The 14,269-nt window shown below is 73.2% G+C and carries 10 protein-coding genes, 1 pseudogene and 1 riboswitch; of the genes and pseudogenes, 6 read left to right on the top strand and 5 right to left on the bottom strand.

What is annotated here, in order from left to right; translation table 11 throughout:
* The first annotated feature begins 201 nt into the window (after window positions 1-201).
* Window positions 202-1,101, top strand: coding sequence for a glycoside hydrolase family 16 protein (locus IF99_RS0106000; RefSeq protein WP_030995287.1), 900 nt, complete (start codon window positions 202-204; stop codon window positions 1,099-1,101).
* Window positions 1,102-1,124: 23 nt separating this feature from the next.
* Here the strand turns inward: IF99_RS0106000 and IF99_RS0106005 are convergent, their stop codons facing one another.
* Both IF99_RS0106005 and IF99_RS30570 read right to left on the bottom strand, forming a co-directional pair.
* Entirely contained in the window at window positions 1,125-2,360 is a 1,236-nt protein-coding gene (locus tag IF99_RS0106005) for a DUF4032 domain-containing protein (protein WP_030995288.1), read from the bottom strand.
* A gap of 249 nt (window positions 2,361-2,609) precedes the next feature.
* A pseudogene (locus tag IF99_RS30570) lies at window positions 2,610-3,577 on the bottom strand (aldo/keto reductase).
* Between the two features lie 139 nt (window positions 3,578-3,716).
* A riboswitch (ZMP/ZTP riboswitch) is annotated at window positions 3,717-3,822 on the top strand.
* A 20-nt stretch (window positions 3,823-3,842) separates the two neighbouring features.
* Between IF99_RS30570 and IF99_RS0106015 the strand changes: the two are divergent.
* Complete coding sequence (locus IF99_RS0106015; protein ID WP_030995289.1) at window positions 3,843-5,333, top strand: glycine hydroxymethyltransferase; 1,491 nt, start codon at window positions 3,843-3,845, stop codon at window positions 5,331-5,333.
* A gap of 188 nt (window positions 5,334-5,521) precedes the next feature.
* Here the strand turns inward: IF99_RS0106015 and IF99_RS0106020 are convergent, their stop codons facing one another.
* Together IF99_RS0106020 and IF99_RS0106025 are read right to left on the bottom strand one after the other, a co-directional pair.
* Entirely contained in the window at window positions 5,522-6,037 is a 516-nt protein-coding gene (locus IF99_RS0106020) for a DUF6328 family protein (protein ID WP_030995290.1), read from the bottom strand.
* A 175-nt stretch (window positions 6,038-6,212) separates the two neighbouring features.
* Complete coding sequence (locus IF99_RS0106025) at window positions 6,213-8,075, bottom strand: glycoside hydrolase family 15 protein (protein WP_030995291.1); 1,863 nt, start codon at window positions 8,073-8,075, stop codon at window positions 6,213-6,215.
* A 158-nt stretch (window positions 8,076-8,233) separates the two neighbouring features.
* Here IF99_RS0106025 and IF99_RS0106030 point away from each other — a divergent pair, with 158 nt between their 5' ends.
* The 3 genes from IF99_RS0106030 (at window position 8,234) to IF99_RS0106040 (ending at window position 12,698) form a co-directional block, all read left to right on the top strand.
* Window positions 8,234-9,139, top strand: coding sequence for a Gfo/Idh/MocA family protein (locus IF99_RS0106030; RefSeq protein ID WP_030995292.1), 906 nt, complete (start codon window positions 8,234-8,236; stop codon window positions 9,137-9,139).
* Between the two features lie 354 nt (window positions 9,140-9,493).
* Complete coding sequence (locus IF99_RS0106035) at window positions 9,494-12,082, top strand: ATP-dependent Clp protease ATP-binding subunit (RefSeq protein WP_030995293.1); 2,589 nt, start codon at window positions 9,494-9,496, stop codon at window positions 12,080-12,082.
* Window positions 12,083-12,140: 58 nt separating this feature from the next.
* The gene (locus tag IF99_RS0106040) at window positions 12,141-12,698 is read left to right on the top strand and encodes a chloramphenicol phosphotransferase CPT family protein (RefSeq protein ID WP_030995294.1); all 558 of its coding nucleotides are present in this window, start codon (window positions 12,141-12,143) and stop codon (window positions 12,696-12,698) included.
* 145 nt (window positions 12,699-12,843) lie between these two features.
* Here the strand turns inward: IF99_RS0106040 and IF99_RS0106045 are convergent, their stop codons facing one another.
* Window positions 12,844-13,323, bottom strand: a complete 480-nt coding sequence (locus IF99_RS0106045) for a VOC family protein (protein WP_030995295.1) — start codon at window positions 13,321-13,323, stop codon at window positions 12,844-12,846.
* A gap of 120 nt (window positions 13,324-13,443) precedes the next feature.
* On the opposite strand from IF99_RS0106045, the gene IF99_RS0106050 reads away from it, so the two are divergent.
* Complete coding sequence (locus IF99_RS0106050; RefSeq protein WP_030995296.1) at window positions 13,444-14,256, top strand: endo alpha-1,4 polygalactosaminidase; 813 nt, start codon at window positions 13,444-13,446, stop codon at window positions 14,254-14,256.
* The last annotated feature ends 13 nt before the right edge of the window (window positions 14,257-14,269 follow it).

Raw genomic sequence — 14,269 nt, forward strand, 5'->3', positions numbered from 1 at the left:
GATGACGCCGACAAGTGAACGCGGCGGGCGCCCCCCACGGCACCCCGGCTTCACTTCCTGGCGAGGGCGGAGTGTGCACCGGGCGCGCGGGCACACCACGCACCGGGGCCCCACGTCCCGTACGCCCTCCCACCCCGCGCCGGCACAGGTCCCCCCACCACTTCCCCCACCGAAAGCGAAGTGACCCCCGTGCGAACCCCCTTGCGCGTCCTCCGGCGGCACCGCCCGCTCTCCGCACTCGTCGTGGCCGCCGCCCTCGGCGCCACCGCGCTCCTGCCCGCCTCCGCCTCCGCCAGCGCCGAGCCCGCGCCCACCGCGGCCGCCGCCGGTTTCACCGACGACTTCGACGGACCTGCCGGAGCCGGGGTCGACGGCTCGAAGTGGCAGCTGGAGACCGGCGACAACGTCAACAACCACGAGCGGCAGTACTACACCTCGGGCACCGACAACGCGGCACTCGACGGGGACGGACACCTCGTCATCACCGCGAAGAAGGAGAACCCGGCCGGATACCAGTGCTGGTACGGCAGTTGCGAGTACACCTCCGCGCGGCTCAACACCTCCGGCAAGTTCAGCAGCACCTACGGGCACGTCGAGACCCGCATGAAGATCCCGCGCGGCCAGGGCATGTGGCCGGCCTTCTGGATGCTCGGCGACGATCTCGGCTCGGTCGGGTGGCCCAACTCGGGCGAGATCGACGTCATGGAGAACGTCGGCTTCGAGCCGGGCACCGTGCACGGCACGATCCACGGGCCCGGCTACTCGGGCGCCGGGGGCATCGGCGCGGGCTACTCGCTGCCCGGTGGCGCCGCCTTCGCCGAAGACTTCCACACCTTCGCCGTCGACTGGAACCCGGACTCGATCAGCTGGTCCGTGGACGGCACCGTCTACCAGACCCGCACGCCCGCCGACCTGGGCGGCAACCAGTGGGTCTTCAACAAGCCGTTCTTCCTCATCCTCAACCTCGCGGTCGGCGGCGACTGGCCCGGCGACCCCGACGGCTCCACGCAGCTCCCGCAGCAGCTCGTCGTCGACTACGTGCACGTGACGACCGGCGCGGCGGCCAAGTCACAGCAGCAGGCGGCGGCACAGGGCCACTGAGCGACGCTGCCCGGGCGGGAGGCTCACCCCGCCTCGGGGCCCTGCCCGGGCAGCACGCGCTCCACGTAGTCCCGCGTCGCCTCGTCGAGCCCGACGTCCCCGCCCGAGCGCTCCGACAAGTACCAGCGGTTCTCCAGGAGTTCGTGGTACACCTGCGCCGGGTCGAGGTTCCGTCGCAACTCCAGCGGCACCCCGCGCACGGCAGGCCGGAACACCTCGCGCACCCAGCGGTGCGCGAGCACCTCGGTGCGCGCGCCCGCCGGGTCGCCGGGCGCGTAGTCGTCCTGCGTCGCCATCCAGGTCTCCAGGTCGCCGAGCAGCCGCCGCGCCTGGTTCTCCTCCGCGTCGAGCCCCGTCAGCCGCAGCAACTGCCGCTGGTGGTGCCCCGCGTCGACGACCTTCGGCAGGAAGGTGATGCGCTCGCCGTCGCGCGTCGAGCCGATCTGCATCTCGGCGACGTCGAAGCCGAGGTCGTTGAGGCGCCGCACCCGCCGGTCGATGTAGTGCCGCTTGTCCGCCGGGTAGACCGACTGCCGCGTCAGCTCCGTCCACAGCTCCTCGTACCGGGCCGCGAGCGCGGCCGAGAACGCGACGGGGTCCACCGAGGGGTGCAGCGCACCCGACGCCTCCAGGTCGAGCAGCTCGCCCGCGATGTTCACGCGCGCGAGGTCGATGTCGTACTCGCGCTGGCCCCGGCTGAGCGTCGTGTGCGTCTCGCCGGTCTCGGCGTCCACGAGATAGGCGGCGAAGGCGCCCGCGTCGCGGCGGAAGAGCGTGTTCGACAGCGAGCAGTCGCCCCACGCGAAGCCCACGAGGTGCAGTCGCACGAGGAGCACGGCGAGCGCGTCCATGAGGCGGTTCATCGTCGAGGGGCGCATCGTGGTCTCGAACATCGAGCGGTACGGCATCGAGCCGCCCAGGTGCCGTGTGATGAGCGCCGTCTCCAGCGGTTCCCCGTCCGCCGACGTGCGCCCCGTCACGACCGCGAGCGGATCGACCGCGGGAATCCCGAGACGGTCCAGATCCCGCAGGAGCGCGTACTCGCGCTCGGCGGGCCGCGTGGCCAGCTCCTTCACCGCGAGCACCTCGTCCCCGGCCCGCGCGTACCGCACGACGTGCCGGGAGATACCCCGCGGAAGCGGCACGAGATACCGCTCCGGCCACTCCTCCAGGGGCAGCTCCCACGGGAGGTCCAGGAGGAGAGCAGGGTGCTCCGAATTGGTCGCGCTGATCTGGAGGGTGCTGATCGGGAGAGTCATGCCTCGCCTCGTCGTCACGGTCGTCGGGGGCGCCGGGTTCGTGACGGTCGTCGGGGGCGTCACGGAGCCGGTACGCCGCGCACCCTCGGGCAGCACGATGATCGTACCGCTGGACGGGGGGGTCGGGGCGAGGCGGTACGGAGCCGGAGCGGACGGCGGAGGCGCGGGCGGAAAGGGTCGGCAGGCGCCTCGTACCGCCCCCCCGCCCGTCCAGCCTTTCCGCTCCCCGTACCGTGCGTGCCCCGGGCCTCAGTGCCCCGCCACCTCGTGCGGCCCGTACGGCGCCTCCAACTCGGCGACCTCCTTCTCGTCCAGGACGAGATCCAGGGCCGCGACCGCGTCCGTCAGGTGCGACTCCTTCGTCACGCCCACGATCGGCGAGGTGACCCCGGGCCGCTGGAGCAGCCACGCGAGCGCGACCCGTGCCGCGGGGACCCCGCGGGCCGCCGCGATCCGCTGGACCGCCTCGACGATCTCGCGGTCCCCCTCCGCGTAGAGCGTCTTGCCGAACTCGTCCGTGCGCGCTCGCTCCGTCTCCGCGTCCCACGGACGGGTGAGCCGCCCCCGCGCCAGCGGGCTCCATGGCAGCACGCCCACGCCCTGGTCCGCGCAGAGCGGCAGCATCTCGCGCTCCTCCTCGCGGTAGAGCAGGTTGTAGTGGTCCTGCATCGACACGAAACGCGTCCAGCCGTGTGCCGCCGCCGTGTACTGAAGCTTCGAGAACTGCCAGGCGTACATCGAACTCGCCCCGATGTAGCGGGCCTTGCCCGCCTTGACGATGTCGTGGAGCGCTTCCATCGTCTCCTCGACGGGCGTCGACGCGTCGAAGCGGTGGATCTGGTAGAGGTCCACGTGGTCGGTGCCGAGCCGCTTCAGGCTCGCGTCGATCTCGTGCAGGATCACCTTCCGCGAGAGCCCGCCGCCGTTGGGGCCCCGCGCATCGGCATGTACACCTTCGTGGCGAGCACGATGTCCTCGCGGCGCGCGAAGTCCTTCAGCGCGCGGCCCACGATCTCCTCGCTCGTGCCGTCCGAGTAGGCGTTGGCGGTGTCGAAGAAGGTGATGCCCGCCTCGATCGCCTGCCGGATCAGGGGCCGCGAGCGCTCCTCGTCGAGCGTCCACGCGTGGTTGCCCCGGTCGGGGATCCCGAAGCTCATGCACCCCAGGGTGAGGCGCGAGACGTCCAGCCCTGTCGAGCCGAGTTTCACGTACTGCACAGCGTGGCCTCCGTCGGTGGTCGGGCGGCCGGGAGCGGTCCCGGCCCGTCCATGATCCTCCTTCTCGCGCGCCCCGCTCGGGGACGTCCCGCATCGTGAGCCGGGCGGGCCCCGGGCCGCCGGTTCCTTGCTAGCCTGCCTGCGGGGCCGTGACTGGCGCGAACAGTGGAATCGACCACGAGGAAGCGGCCCCCGCACGGGCGGTGCCTCCGTCCGGTGTGCGGTCGTGCGCCTGGGCCATTCGTCACTGACCTGGGAGTGAGCCATGTCCCGCGCACCCGAGCAGTTCCCCGCCCCCGAGCCCACCGGCGACCCCGAGCGGAACGCCTCCCTCGCGTCCGCCGCCTTCCGCGGCGCCCTCGATGTCGTCCGCTCCGTCGAACCCCGCATCGCCGCCGCGATCGGCCAGGAGCTGACCGACCAGCGCGAGTCCCTCAAGCTCATCGCGAGCGAGAACTACGCGTCCCCCGCGACGCTCCTCGCGATGGGCAACTGGATGAGCGACAAGTACGCCGAAGGCACCGTCGGGCACCGCTTCTACGCGGGCTGCCGCAACGTCGACACCGTCGAGTCCATCGCCGCCGAGCACGCGCGCGCCCTCTTCGGCGCCGACCACGCCTACGTGCAGCCCCACTCCGGCATCGACGCCAACCTCGTCGCCTTCTGGTCGGTCCTCTCGCAGCGCGTCGAGAGCCCGGCGCTGGAGCGCGCGGGGGCCCGGGGCGTCAACGACCTGAGCGAGGAGGACTGGGCGGGACTGCGGCGCGCCCTCGGCGACCAGCGGATGCTGGGCATGTCGCTCGACGCGGGCGGCCACCTCACGCACGGCTTCCGCCCTAACATCAGCGGCAAGATGTTCCACCAGCGCAGTTACGGAACCGACCCGGAGACGGGCCGGATCGACTACGACGCCGTACGCGCCGCCGCCCGCGAGTTCCGCCCGCTCATCCTCATCGCCGGCTACTCCGCCTACCCGCGCCTCGTCAACTTCCGTGTCATGCGCGAGATCGCGGACGAGGTCGGCGCGACGCTCATGGTCGACATGGCCCACTTCGCCGGGCTCGTCGCGGGCAAGGTCCTCACCGGCGAGTACGACCCCGTGCCCTTCGCGCACATCGTGACGACCACGACGCACAAGTCCCTGCGCGGCCCGCGCGGCGGCATGGTGCTGTGCGAGGAGTCCCTCGCCGAGCACGTCGACCGCGGCTGCCCCATGGTCCTCGGCGGCCCGCTCCCGCACGTCATGGCCGCCAAGGCCGTCGCCCTCGCCGAGGCCCGGCAGCCCGCCTTCCGGACGTACGCGCGGCAGATCGTCGACAACGCGCGCGCCCTCGCCGAGGGGCTCGCACGGCGCGGCGCGAAGCTCGTCACGGGCGGCACCGACAACCACCTCGTCCTCCTCGACGTCTCCGGCTACGGTCTCACCGGGCGGCAGGCCGAGTCCGCGCTCCTCGACTCCGGCATCGTCACCAACCGCAACGCCGTCCCGCAGGACCCCAACGGCGCCTGGTACACGAGCGGCATCCGGCTCGGCACGCCCGCGCTCACGACGCGCGGCCTCGGCACACCCGAACTCGACGAGGTCGCCGCTCTCATCGACGGCGTCCTGCGCGGGACCCGCCCCGGCACGACGAAGTCGGGCAAGCCCTCCAAGGCCCAGTACGCCATCGAGGACGGCCTCGCGGCCCGCACCGCCGAGCAGGCCGCCGACCTCCTCGCCAAGCACCCGCTCTACCCGGGCATCGACCTCACCTGAGCCGCGCGGACCGCGGCGCGCCCCTCTTCAGGGGAGCGCCGCGGACCGCCGGGACCCGCGTCCTCCGGTGACGAACTCCTCGCGCCCCAGGACCAGTCCGGCGGCCCGGCTCACCACCGCGTCCGGTCGGCTCCGCCACAGGGGGCACCGCCGCCCGGCCGCGTCGGTCCGCCGGAACCGCGCGGCCCTCACTCCTCGCGCTCGGAGTACCGCGCTCGGGCCCACAGCGGCAGGATCAGCCAGCACAGCACGTACCAGCCGACGACGCCTGCCACGAACCAGGGGACGAAGGCGTCGTGCGTCGCGGTGCGCAGGACGAGGAAGAGGGCCGAGGTGAGTGTCGCGAGGAGCAGCATGAGGCCCACGAACGTCATGCGCGCGGCCCACTCGACGGTCCGCTTCTTGATCCGGCGGCCCGACAGGAGCCGGTGGAAGGGGACGGGGGATATGAGGGCGCCCGTCGCGAGGGCGCCGAGCACCACTGTCGTCAGGTAGATGTTCGTGTCCGTCTGCGACAGCTCGCCGAAAATCGGCGTGAACACGACCGTCAGCAGGAAGCCGAAGAGGATCTGGACGCCGGTCTGCGCGACCCGCACCTCCTGCATCAGCTCGTTCCACTGCCGGTCCGCCCGTTCCTCCTCGCTCTCGCGTCGCCCGCGCCCCGCCACCGGGACCTCCGCCTCCGCCTCGGCCTGCGCCGTCATGCCGCCCTCCCCGCTTCCTGTCCGTGGCGGGCGCTTACCCCCGTTGGCCCAGGGTTCACCCCCCGTACGCGGGGACGGGAACGTGTCCCGTACACCCGTCCCGAGCAGGGCATACGCTCACGCCCCACCCGCCCCGAGAGAGTCCCGATCTCCCGCCCCGGCACCTCCGCGCCGCTCAGGCCCCGAGGGTCCGGTCCAGGTTCACCGCCGCGCTGATGAGCGCGAGGTGAGTGAATGCCTGCGGGAAGTTGCCCAGTTGCTCGCCCGTGGGCCCGATCTGCTCCGCGTACAGGCCGAGATGGTTGGCGTACGTGAACATCTTCTCCAGCGCGAGCCGCGCGCCCTCCACGTCCCCCGACCGCGTCAGCGCCTCCACCCACCAGAACGAGCAGATCGAGAAGGTGCCCTCGGCGCCCTCCAGGCCGTCGGGCGAGAGCCTCGGGTCGTAGCGGAAGACGAGGCTGTCCGCGACGAGATCGCGGCGGATCGCCTCCACCGTGCCGAGGAAGCGCGGGTCGGTGGGGGAGAGGAACTTCACCATCGGCATGAGGAGCAGCGCGGCGTCCACCACCGCGTCCCCGCCCACCGCCTCCTCCGCCTCCGCGCAGTCCCCGGGCCGCAGCCGCTGCGTGAACGTCCCCGCCTCCTCGTCCCAGCCCTCCTCGATGATCTGCCGGTACATCGCGTCCCGTGTCGCCATCCACCGCCCCAGATCCCCCGGCAGTCCCCGCTGCCGTGCCACCCGCACCATCCGCTCCACGGCGACCCAGCACATGAGCCGCGAGTAGGTGTGCCGCTGACGGCCGGCCCGGGTCTCCCAGATGCTCTCGTCCGGCTGGTCCCAGTGGTCGAGCAGCCAGTCGAGCAGGGTGCACAGATCGGTCCACGCCTCGTACGAGATGCCCTTGCCGTACTTGTTGAACAGGTAGACGGAGTCGATGAGTTCGCCGAAGATGTCGAGCTGGAGCTGATCCTTGGCGCCGTTGCCGACGCGGCACGGCGCCGAGCCCCGGTAGCCCTCCCAGTGGTCGAGCACGACCTCCTCGTGCACCGCCTCGCCGTCGATCGAGTACAGCGCGCGCAGCGGACCGCCCTCGCCGTTCACGCACGTCTTGCGCAGCAGGCGCGTCAGCCAGCCCGTGAAGGCGTCCGCCTCCTCGGTGAACCCGAGCCGCAGCAGTGCGTACAGGGAGAACGCCGCGTCCCTGATCCACACGTACCGGTAGTCCCAGTTCCGCTCCCCGCCCACCCGCTCGGGCAGGCCGAGCGTCGGCGCCGCGATCACCGCGCCGCTCGGCTCGTGCGTGAGCAGCTTCAGGGTCAGCACGGAGCGGTGCACCCGCTCGCGCCAGCGGCCCGCGTACCCCGAGCGGGAGAGCCAGCGGCGCCAGTAGGCGACCGTCCCGAGGAACAGCTCTTCGACCTCGGCCGCCGACGTCTCGCCCGTGTCCTCCCGTACGTCCTCCAGGACGAACGAGGCCGACTCGCCCGCCGCGAGCGTGAACTCGCCGTGCGCGTCCCGCTCCCCGACCCGCAGCGGGACCCGCGTACGCAGGGCGAGCGCCCCCGCCGGCCCGGCGAACTCGGCGCCGTACGCCGTGGCACGGGCCCCGTGCGGGGCGCGCCCGTAGTCCATGCGCGGCGCGATCTCCATCCGCATCGGCATCCGCCCCCGCACGCACACCACGCGCCGCACGAGCCGCTGCCGGTGCGTCTCGTCCTTCGGCCGCAGCAGCGGCATGAAGTCCTGCACCTCGACGATGCCGTCCCGCGTGAGCATCCGCGTCACGAGAATGTTCGTGTCGGGGAAGTAGAACTGGTGGTACGTCGCCTCGCCGTCCGCCACCGGGGCGATCCGCCAGCGCCCGCCCTCGCGCGCGTCGAGCAGTGCTCCGAAGACGCTCGGCGAGTCGAAGCGCGGGGCGCAGAACCAGTCGACACTGCCGTCCACCGCGACGAGCGCCGCCGTGCGCAGGTCCCCGATGAGGCCGTGCTCCGCGATCGGCGGGTACGCGCCGTGCCGCTCCTGCTCCGCCATCGTCGGGCCTCCCGGGGCTCGGGCCGGGAGCGGGCGCGGCCCCGGCCGGTCCGCACCGCCAGTGTCAGGGCCCGCGCCCCCGTCCGCACGCGCAGGACACCCGGCGCCTCACCCGGCGCCCCTGGTCAGGGCGGGTGGCGCGGGGGCAGACTGCTCCCATGAGCATCCCACGCATCGGCCTCGTCGGCTCCGGTTCCTGGGCCGAGCGCACCCACGCCCCCGCGCTCGCCGCGCACCCGGGGGTCGCCTTCACCGGGGTCTGGGGCCGCAGGCCCGAGGCCGCCGCGGCGCTCGCCGCCGCGCACGGCGTCCCCGCCCACAGCGGTGAGGACGGCTTCGCGGAACTCCTCGCGACCAGCGACGCGCTCGCCTTCGCCCTCCCGCCGGACGTGCAGGCCCCGCTCGCGACGCGTGCCGCCGAGGCGGGCCGCCACCTCCTGCTCGACAAGCCGATCGCCACCGAGGTCGCGACGGCCCGCGCGCTCGCCGACGCCGTCACGACCGCGGGCGTCGCCTCCGTCGTCTTCACGACCATGCGCTTCGCCCCCTCGTCCGCCGCCTGGCTCGCCGGCCTCGCCGGGCGCGACGGCTGGATCACCGGCCGCGCGGAGTGGTTCGGGGGCCTGTACGGGAGCGACGCGGACCCGAGCCCCGACTCGCCGTGGCGCCGCGCGAAGGGCGGCCTGTGGGACGTCGGCCCGCACGCCCTGTCGGTCCTGCTCGCCGTCCTCGGCGACATCGAGGCGGTCACGGCGGTACGCGGCGCACCGGACCTGACCCACCTCGTCCTGCGCCACGCCTCGGGCGCCACCAGTTCGGCGGCCCTGACGCTGAGCGCCCCCAAGGCCGCCGCGGGTGTCTCGGTCACCTTCCGGGGCACCGAGGGCGTCGAGAGCCTCCCCGAGGGCCGCGACACCTCCGTCACCTCGTTCACCGCCGCGATCGACGCGCTGCTCACGGCGATCGACACGAAGACCCCGCACCCGTGCGACGTGCGCTTCGGGGCCCGGCTGACGGAACTGCTGGCCCAGGCGGAGGGGCAGCTGAAGGCGGCGGGGGCGTAGGCGGACCTTGCGGGAGAAGCGGCGCCGCGGGCGAGCGCGCGCTTCTCCCGCACCGAGCGAGGAGAACCGCGTCCTCGCCTCGTGCCCGGGGCTCGCGCCGTACCGGCCGACCACATATCGACTTATCGGTTTGTCGGCTCGTACGACCGTTCGGCGGTCCTTCGTACGAGTGCATCCCCCGCCTCTCCGCCGCCCCGCCCACCCCGCCCCGGTACCCCGTACGGCCTCTCCCCGCCCCGCGAAGGGCCAGGTGTGACGGCGGAGCCCGCAGGGAACCCGTGGGTGCGTACCTGACCAGCACGACCGCACCGGCCCGGCCGCCGGCGCTGACGGGTGGCGACGATGAGTTCGTACATGGGACCAGAGGACTACGGACAGGACCCCCTCGGGGAGTTCCTCGCGCGTTTCTTCGGGGGCGGCAGCCCGTCCCAGGGCCGGCGCCAGCCCCGCTACTACGACTTCGCACGCCTCATGAGCGAGCCGACCCGCCAGCTCGTGCAGCAGGCCGCCAACTACGCCGCCCAGAACGGCAGCAGCGACCTCGGTACCGAGCACCTGCTGCGCGCCGCCGTCGCCGCCGAGCCCACGCGGCAACTCCTCGCCCAGGCCGGGGTGGACCCCGACCAGGTGGGCGCCGAGATCGACGAACACGCCGAGCGCGGCCCCGCCCGCAGCTCCATCGCCGTCAGCCCCGCCGTCAAGCGCGCTCTCATGGACTCGCACGAGATCGCCCGCGCCTCCGGTTCCTCCTACATCGGCCCCGAGCACCTCCTCGCCGCCCTCGCCGCCAACAAGGACGCGACCGCCGGCCGCATCCTGGACGCCGCGCGCTTCTCGCCCGGAGGCCCCGGCCCCGCGCAGGGCGAGCACCCGGCCGGCGCGTGGGGCAACGGCGAGCGCGGCCCCGCCCCGGGCGCCAGGCCCGGCGGCGGCAGCAAGACGCCCACGCTCGACAAGTACGGCACCGACCTCACCGAGGCCGCCCGGGAGGGCCGCATCGACCCGGTGATCGGCCGCGAGCAGGAGATCGAGCAGACCGTCGAGGTCCTCGCCAGGCGCGGCAAGAACAACCCGGTCCTCATCGGTGAGGCCGGGGTCGGCAAGACGGCGGTCGTCGAGGGGCTCGCCCAGCGCATGGCCGACGGCGACGTGCCCGACATCCTGGCCGACCGCCGCGTCGTCCAGCTCAACCTGTCGGCCCTCGTCGCGGGCACCCGCTACCGGGGCGACTTCGAGGAACGGCTCACCGGGCTCGTCGACGAGGTGCGCGAGCACTCCGACGAGGTGATCCTCTTCATCGACGAACTCCACACCGTCGTCGGCGCGGGCGGCGGAGGAGGCGGCGAGGGCGGCGGCTCGATGGACGCGAGCAACATGCTCAAGCCCGCGCTCGCGCGCGGCGAACTCCACGTCATCGGGGCCACGACGCTGGAGGAGTACCGCCGCTACATCGAGAAGGACGCGGCCCTCGCCCGCCGCTTCCAGCCGATCCTCGTGCCCGAGCCCAGCCCGGCCGACGCCATCGAGATCCTGCGCGGCCTGCGCGACCGCTACGAGGCCCACCACCAGGTCCGCTACAGCGACGAGGCCCTCGTCGCGGCCGTCGAGCTCTCCGACCGCTACCTCACCGACCGCTTCCTGCCGGACAAGGCGATCGACCTCATCGACCAGGCGGGTGCCCGCGTCCGCATGCGTTCCTCGACGCGCGGCACCGACGTGCGCGCGCTCCAGCGCGAGGCCGAGCAACTGCGCCGCGACAAGGACCAGGCCGTCGCCGCCGAGCAGTACGAACGCGCCACCGAACTGCGCGACAAGCTCGGTGAGCTGGAGCGGCGCATCGAGTCCAGCGGCGACCCGCACCCCAACAAGGACACCATCGCGGAGGTCGCGCTCGACGACATCGCCGGTGTCGTCTCGCGCCAGACCGGCATCCCCGTCAGCTCGCTCACGCAGGAGGAGAAGGAGCGGCTGCTCGGCCTGGAGGAGCACCTCCACGCCCGGGTCATCGGCCAGGACGAGGCCGTGACCGCCGTCGCCGACGCGGTCCTGCGCTCGCGCGCCGGGCTCTCCACCGGGGACCGGCCCATCGGCAGCTTCCTCTTCCTCGGCCCGACGGGCGTCGGCAAGACCGAACTCGCCCGCACCCTCGCCGAGGCGCTCTTCGGCAGCGAGGACCGCATGGTGCGGCTCGACATGAGCGAGTACCAGGAACGCCACACGGTCTCCCGGCTCGTCGGGGCGCCCCCCGGGTACGTCGGCCACGAGGAGGCCGGGCAGCTCACCGAGGCGGTGCGCCGCAACCCGTACTCGCTGCTCCTCCTGGACGAGATCGAGAAGGCGCACCCCGATGTCTTCAACATCCTCCTCCAGGTGCTCGACGACGGCCGCCTCACCGACTCCCAGGGCCGCACCGTCAACTTCACCAACACCGTCATCGTCATGACGAGCAACCTCGGCTCCGAGGCGATCACGAGCAAGGGCCGCCTCGGCTTCGGCAGCAACGACGCCGAGAGCGACGAGGAGGACCGCAGGGAGCGCGTCCTGCGCCCCCTGCGCGAGCAGTTCCGGCCCGAGTTCCTCAACCGCATCGACGAGATCGTCATCTTCCGCCAGCTCGACGACTCCCAACTGCAGAAGATCACCGACCTGTTGCTCGACGAGACACGGCGCGGCCTGCGCGCCCAGGGCGTCGAGGTCACCTTCACTCCCGCCGCCGTCGCCTGGATCGCCCACCACGGCTACCAGCCCGAGTACGGGGCCCGCCCCCTGCGCCGCACCATCCAGCGCGAGGTCACCAACGAACTCTCGCGCAAACTCCTGCGCGGCGAACTCCCCGAGAACACGGCCCTGGTCGTGGACGCGGAGGAGGACGCGCCCCGCCTCCTCTTCCGCACGGAGACCGAGACGGGCAAGGGGACACGGACGGAACCGGCCGCGGAATGACCCCGCGCGCGGGACAAACCCCTCCGCGCGCGGCGCCTGTCCCGCGTACCCTGCCCGCGTGCTCCCTTACGACGTCCTCGTCCTGAACGGCGGCTCCAGCTCCGGCGCCACGAGCCTCGCCCGCGCCCTCCAGGACCTCCTGCTGCCCGAGCCCTGGCTCCTGTGCGCCGTGGACGACCTCGTCGCGGCCCTGCCCGCCGCGTTGCGCGAGGAGGACACGGGAGGGACGGGCGCGGGGATCGTCCTCGCGGCGGACGGCTCGGTACGGCCGGGGGAGACCTTCCGCCGCGTCGAGGCGGCATGGATGGCGGGGGTTTCGGCGACCGCGCGGGCCGGGACCCGCGTCCTGGTGGACGACGTCTTCCTCGGCGGCGCGGCCTCGCGGGCCCGCTGGGAGAACGCGCTCACCGGGCTGCGGACCGCGTGGGTCGGCGTGCGCTGCGCGCCCGCCGTCGCCGGGGCGCGCGAGGCCGCACGGAGGGACCGGGTGCCGGGCATGGCGGCGCGTCAGGCCCTTCTGGTGCACGAAGGCGTGCGCTACGACACCGAGACGGACACGACGCACCGCGACCCCGCGACGTGCGCGCGCGAGGTGCTGCGGGCGCTGGGCGGGTGACCGGGGCCCGCTCGCGTCGTCCGCCCCGGACCGCGGCGGACCGATGGACCGGGCCGGGGCCGGGGCGGACGACGCGCGCGGGGCGGCGCGGGAGGAGGGACCGGCCCCGGGGAGGGGCTCTGTCGTGGGCGGCCCGGAAAGCGACCTACTGCCCGTCGCCGTCCGCCGCCGCCATGAGCGTCGCGAGGTCGAGTTTGCCCATCTTCATCATGGCGGCCATCGCCCGGCCCGCGCGCTCCTGGTCCGGGCCCGCGACGAGATCGAGGAAGGGGAGGGGCACGATCTGCCAGGACAGCCCCCAGCGGTCCTTGAGCCAGCCGCAGGGGCCCTCGGAGCCGCCGAGGCTCAGGGCGTCCCAGTAGTGATCGACCTCCGCCTGGTCGGCGCACTCGACGACGAGCGAGACCGCCTCGTTGAAGTGGAACTCGGGTCCGCCGTTGAGCGCGTTGTGCCGGGTCCCGTCGAGGGTGAAGTCGACGGTGAGGACGGAGCCGGCGGGGCGGGGGCCGCCCTCCTGGTAGCGGGTCACGCGCTCGATCCGCGAGTTCGGGAAGACGGAGACGTAGTACTCGGCGGCCTCCAGCGCTTCGCTGTCGAACCACAGGCTCGGGATGACGTGCGGCATGAGGTGCCCTCCTCTGCTGGGGCGTACGGCCACTCCGTACGACCTCACCAGGTATGACGGTCCCACCGCGCGGAACTCATCGCATTCCGGCCCGCCGACCTGTTCCCGTAGGCTCCCGGGGTGTTCTCGCTCCGCCTGCCCGGCCTCCTGACAGCCCTCTTCCTCCTCGCCGCCTGCGGCACGGACCCCGCGCCCACCGCGTCATCCGACGCGACGCGGCGCCTCCCACCCCTCCACCAAGGCGTCGACTACCAGCTCGGCGGCTCCTACCCGTCCCCCGCCGGAGCCCGGATCGTCGTCCGCGACCACACGGCGAAGCCCGCCGCCGGGCACTACAACGTCTGTTACGTCAACGCCTTCCAGGCCCAGCCGGGACGCACCGCCGACTGGCCGGACGACCTCCTCCTGCGCGACGCGCGCGGCAAGGACGTCATCGACCGCGACTGGGACGAGCAACTCCTCGACCTGCGCACCCCGGAGCGCAGGAAGCGCGCCGCGGCCCGGGTGGGCGAGCTGATCGCCGGCTGCGCCCGGCACGGCTTCCAGGCCGTCGAGCCCGACAACTACGACAGCTACACGCGCTCCCACGGCCTCCTCAAGGCCGCCGACGCGTCCGCCTACCTCACCCTCCTCGCGCGGACCGCCCACCGCCACGGCCTCGCGATAGCGCAGAAGAACACGGCCGAGCTGGCGTCGGCGCGCGAGAAGGTCGGCCTCGACTTCGCCGTCACCGAGGAGTGCGGCGCGTACGAGGAGTGCGGGACGTACCTGCGCGCCTTCGACGGACACGTCGTCGACATCGAGTACACGCGCAAGGGGCTGCGCGGCGCCTGCGCGGTGCCGGAGCTGCGCCCGGCGGTCGTGCTGCGCGACCTGGACCTCGTGCCGCGCGGCGAGAAGGGGTACGTACGGGCCGTGTGCCCCGCCTCCTGAGGCGCCCCCTCCG

Source organism: Streptomyces sp. NRRL F-5630 (genome assembly GCF_000719475.1).
Classification (GTDB): Bacteria; Actinomycetota; Actinomycetes; order Streptomycetales; family Streptomycetaceae; genus Streptomyces.

What these genes read in the sequence shown, in the direction of transcription:
- IF99_RS0106005 (WP_030995288.1), bottom strand. Translation starts at nt 2,360, where the DNA reads ATGACTCTCCCGATCAGCACCCTCCAGATCAGCGCGACCAATTCGGAG.
- IF99_RS0106020 (WP_030995290.1), bottom strand. Translation starts at nt 6,037, where the DNA reads ATGACGGCGCAGGCCGAGGCGGAGGCGGAGGTCCCGGTGGCGGGGCGC.
- IF99_RS0106025 (WP_030995291.1), bottom strand. Translation starts at nt 8,075, where the DNA reads ATGGCGGAGCAGGAGCGGCACGGCGCGTACCCGCCGATCGCGGAGCAC.
- IF99_RS0106035 (WP_030995293.1), top strand. Translation starts at nt 9,494, where the DNA reads ATGGGACCAGAGGACTACGGACAGGACCCCCTCGGGGAGTTCCTCGCG.
- IF99_RS0106030 (WP_030995292.1), top strand. Translation starts at nt 8,234, where the DNA reads ATGAGCATCCCACGCATCGGCCTCGTCGGCTCCGGTTCCTGGGCCGAG.
- IF99_RS0106045 (WP_030995295.1), bottom strand. Translation starts at nt 13,323, where the DNA reads ATGCCGCACGTCATCCCGAGCCTGTGGTTCGACAGCGAAGCGCTGGAG.
- IF99_RS0106015 (WP_030995289.1), top strand. Translation starts at nt 3,843, where the DNA reads ATGTCCCGCGCACCCGAGCAGTTCCCCGCCCCCGAGCCCACCGGCGAC.